Source organism: Raineyella sp. (genome assembly GCF_034933565.1).
GTDB lineage: Bacteria > Actinomycetota > Actinomycetes > Propionibacteriales > Propionibacteriaceae > Raineyella.
In genome coordinates this window covers 1-3483 of the sequence record NZ_JAYFNG010000022.1, presented here as the reverse complement: position 1 = coordinate 3483, position 3483 = coordinate 1, and the positions used below count along the sequence as shown (strand labels likewise).

Sequence of the window (3483 nt, the reverse complement as noted above, 5' to 3'; positions counted from 1 at the left end):
TGCCGCCGATCATGAAGGCCAGCGTGCCGGCATCGGCGCCGCTGATGCCGCCCGAGACCGGAGCGTCGACCATCCGGAAGCCCTCCGTGGCGGCGGCGGTGTGCAGCTGGCGCGCGGCGGCGACATCGATGGTCGAGGAGTCGATCAGCAGGGTGCCGGGGGCCGCGTGGGAGAGCACGCCGTCATGGCCGAAGTAGACCGAGCGCACGTGGTCACCCTTGGGCAGCATGGTGAACACCACGTCGGCGCCGCGGACGGCGTCGGCGATCGAGGCCGCGGGGACCAGGCCGTTGCGGGCGGCCGCCTCGACGGCCTGCGGGTTGAGGTCGAAGCCGCGGACGGTGTTGCCGGGGGCTGCGGCCAGGTTGCGGGACATCGGCAGGCCCATCTGGCCCAATCCGATCCAGGCGATGGTGGTCATGCTGCGTACTCCTTCGAGGTGGTGTTGCGTCGCTCGGCGTCGAGGACACGGCGGTACTGCTCGTCGACCTCACGCAGGTCGATCCCACGGGTCTCCTTCAGGGACACCACGGCGACGAGGGTGACGACACAGGAGAGGGCGAGGTAGAGGGCGATCGGGACCCAGCTCCCGTACGTGCTGAGCAGGGCGGTGGCGATGATCGGCGCCAGCGAGCCGGCGACGATCGAGGTGACCTGGTAGCCCAGGGAGACACCCGAGTAGCGCATCCGGGTCGGGAACATCTCGGCCATGATCGCCGGCTGCCCCGCGTACATGAAGGCCTGGACGACCAGACCGAGGACGATCGCCGCCAGGATGACCCACTCGTTGCGGGTGTTGAACATCGGGAAGGCGATGAACGCCCAGACGATCCCCGCAATGGCGCCGGCGCCGTAGACGGGCTTGCGGCCGACCCTGTCGGTGAGCCGTCCGATCAGCGGGATGATCACGGCATGCACGGTGTGCGCGCCGAGCATCAGCAGGAGGACCGTGCTGGTGTCCATCCTGAGCTCGATCTTCATGTAGGTGATCGAGAAGGTCACGACGACGTAGTAGAAGATGTTCTCCGCGAACCGCAGGCCCATGGCGGTGAACACGCCGCGGGGGTAGCGGGTGAGCACCTCCTTGATGCCGTAGCCGCCGTCGTGGTCCTCGATGACCTCCGCGGCCGCGTCCATGAAGATCGGCGAGTCGGTGATCTTCGTACGGATGTAGTAGCCGATCAGGACGATCAGCGCGGAGAGCCAGAATCCGACGCGCCAGCCCCAGCTCTGGAAGGCCTCCGCGGACAGGGTGTACGAGAGGACGAGCAGCACCACGGTGGCCAGGAGGTTGCCGAGCGGGACGGCGGCCTGGGGCCAGGAGGCCCAGAACCCTCGGTCCTTGTTCGGCGCGTGCTCGGCCACCAGCAGGACGGCGCCGCCCCATTCGCCGCCGACGGCGAAGCCCTGGAGGAAGCGCATCAGGGTCAGCAGCACCGGGGCCAGGTAGCCGACCTGGTGGAAGGTCGGCAGGCAGCCCATCAGGAACGTGGAGACGCCGACCAGGATGATGGCCACCTGCAGCAGGTGTTTGCGGCCGTACTTGTCGCCGAAGTGTCCGAAGACCATGCCGCCCAGCGGGCGGGCGATGAAGCCGACGGCGTAGATCATGAAGGCCTTGATGATGCCGTCGAGCGGATTGCCCGTGTCGATGAAGAAGGCCTTGCCGAAGACGAGGGTGGACGCGGTGGCGAACAGGAAGAACTCGTACCACTCGACGACCGTGCCGGCCATCGAGGCCGCCACCACGCGCTTCATGCCGGCCGACCCCTGGGTCGGGGGCTCGGGGTGGGTCCCCGTGGGCGGAGCTGTGGGATCGATCATGTCGGTTCCTTGAGCCGGGACCCCGTCGCCATTGAGCGGGGTCGATGGCGACGAGTCTGGTCACCGCCGGCCGCGCAGCCAATGGCCAAACGCCCACCACGACTGTGCAAGAATGCACAGCCCTGGTCCCTTCCTGTCCCGATTTCGGCCGGGCAGGATGACGCCAGGAGGTCGCCGGTGCGTTCACATGCAGATGACGTGTTGCTGTTCCTGGAGGTGGTCCGGCACGGCTCCTACTCCGCCGCTGCCGCCGCTCTCGGGATCAACCACACCACGGTGGCGCGCCGGATCTCCGCGCTCGAAGCCACGGTCGGCGGCCCGCTGCTGTCGCGTGCCCGCGGCCGCTGGGAGCCGACGGAGCTCGGCCACTCGTACGTGGCGGCGGCCGAGGCGATCGAGCGTACCCTGGTGGACGTCGAGTCGGGGACCCGCCCGGAGCACCGCCTGACCGGGCTCGTCCGGGCGCTGGTCCCCGACGCGTTCGGGGCGACGGTGATGAGCGAGGTGGCCGGCGACCTGGCCCGGCGTGCGCCGGGGATCTCGCTGGAGCTGGTGCTGCTGACCCGCCCGATCCGGCCCTCCGCCTCGGGGGAGGACTTCCGGGTGGTGGTCGGACGGCCCACGGTCCCCCGCCACGAGAGCATCCCGATCGCCCGGTACTCCCTCGGCATGTACGCCTCGGCGGCCTACCTCGCCGAGCACCGGATCGACGCCCCCGCCGACCTCGACGACCATCCGCTGATCTACTACGTCGACTCCCTGCAGGACGTCAGCGCGCTCGACTTCACCTCGGTCGGGCGCTCGCAGATGCGCCGGTCGGTCAGCGCGACCAGTTCGCTGATCCACGTGCAGGCGACCCTGCGCGGGGCCGGGATCGGGCTGCTTCCCTGCTTCATCGCCGACCACGAGGCCGGGCTGGTCCGCCTGTTCCCCGACGCGTACGACCTGCCCGCGCAGTACTGGGTGGTCGCCCGCAAGGAGGCCCTGCGGCGCCCCGTCGTGGCTGCGGTCCTGGGCAGCATGGCCACCGCGGTCGAACGATCCGTCCCGGGGCTCACCCCGCTCCAGTGGCAGGACCTGCCCGATGCCGAGAAAGACACCACCGCCGAGCCACGATCATCTGCCGGGCCCCGGCCACCCGCCGAACCCCGACCAGCCGTCCGAAAGGAACCTCACTGATGAAGATCCAGGGAGCCGTCCTCACCGAGATCGGCCGGAGCCGGCCGTACGCCCGGTCCCGACCGATCCGGATCCAGGAGGTGGAACTCGACCCGCCGGGCCCCGGCGAGGTGCTGGTCCGCATCGAGGCCGCCGGTCTGTGTCACTCCGATCTGTCGGTGCTGGACGGCAACCGCGTCCGCCCGACGCCGATGCTGCTCGGCCACGAGGCGGCCGGCCGGGTGGAGGCGTTGGGTGAGGGGATCAACGACCTCGTACCGGGCCAGCGGGTCGTGATGGCCTTCCTGCCGCGCTGCGGGGAATGCGCCAACTGCCGCACCGACGGGCGGCTCCCCTGCACGCTGGGCTCGGCGGCCAACAACGCCGGCACGCTGCTCAGCGGCGGCAGGCGTCTGCACGCGGCCGACGGCAGCGACATCCACCACCACCTGGGCGTGTCGGGTTTCGCCACCCATGCGGTGGTCGACCGGCACTCGCTCG

Annotated in this window: 4 protein-coding genes; 2 read left to right on the top strand and 2 right to left on the bottom strand. The window is 70.1% G+C overall.

From position 1 onward, the window contains the following. Together VB059_RS07440 and VB059_RS07435 are read right to left on the bottom strand one after the other, a co-directional pair. On the bottom strand, positions 1–421 hold a 421-nt coding region (locus VB059_RS07440; protein WP_323421392.1), incomplete at its 3' end, for an NAD(P)-binding domain-containing protein. After that, positions 418–1824 carry an MFS transporter gene (locus tag VB059_RS07435; protein WP_323421391.1) on the bottom strand — a complete coding sequence of 469 codons (1407 nt, stop codon included), beginning with the start codon at positions 1822–1824 and terminating at the stop codon, positions 418–420. The genes VB059_RS07440 and VB059_RS07435, both read right to left, overlap by 4 nt. Positions 1825–2001: 177 nt before the next feature. On the opposite strand from VB059_RS07435, the gene VB059_RS07430 reads away from it, so the two are divergent. Further along, on the top strand, positions 2002–3003 hold the full coding sequence (locus tag VB059_RS07430) for a LysR family transcriptional regulator (protein WP_323421390.1): 1002 nt from the start codon (positions 2002–2004) through the stop codon (positions 3001–3003). Then, positions 3003–3483 (top strand): alcohol dehydrogenase catalytic domain-containing protein (locus VB059_RS07425; protein WP_323421389.1); only part of this gene is annotated, 481 nt, incomplete at its 3' end. The genes VB059_RS07430 and VB059_RS07425, both read left to right, overlap by 1 nt.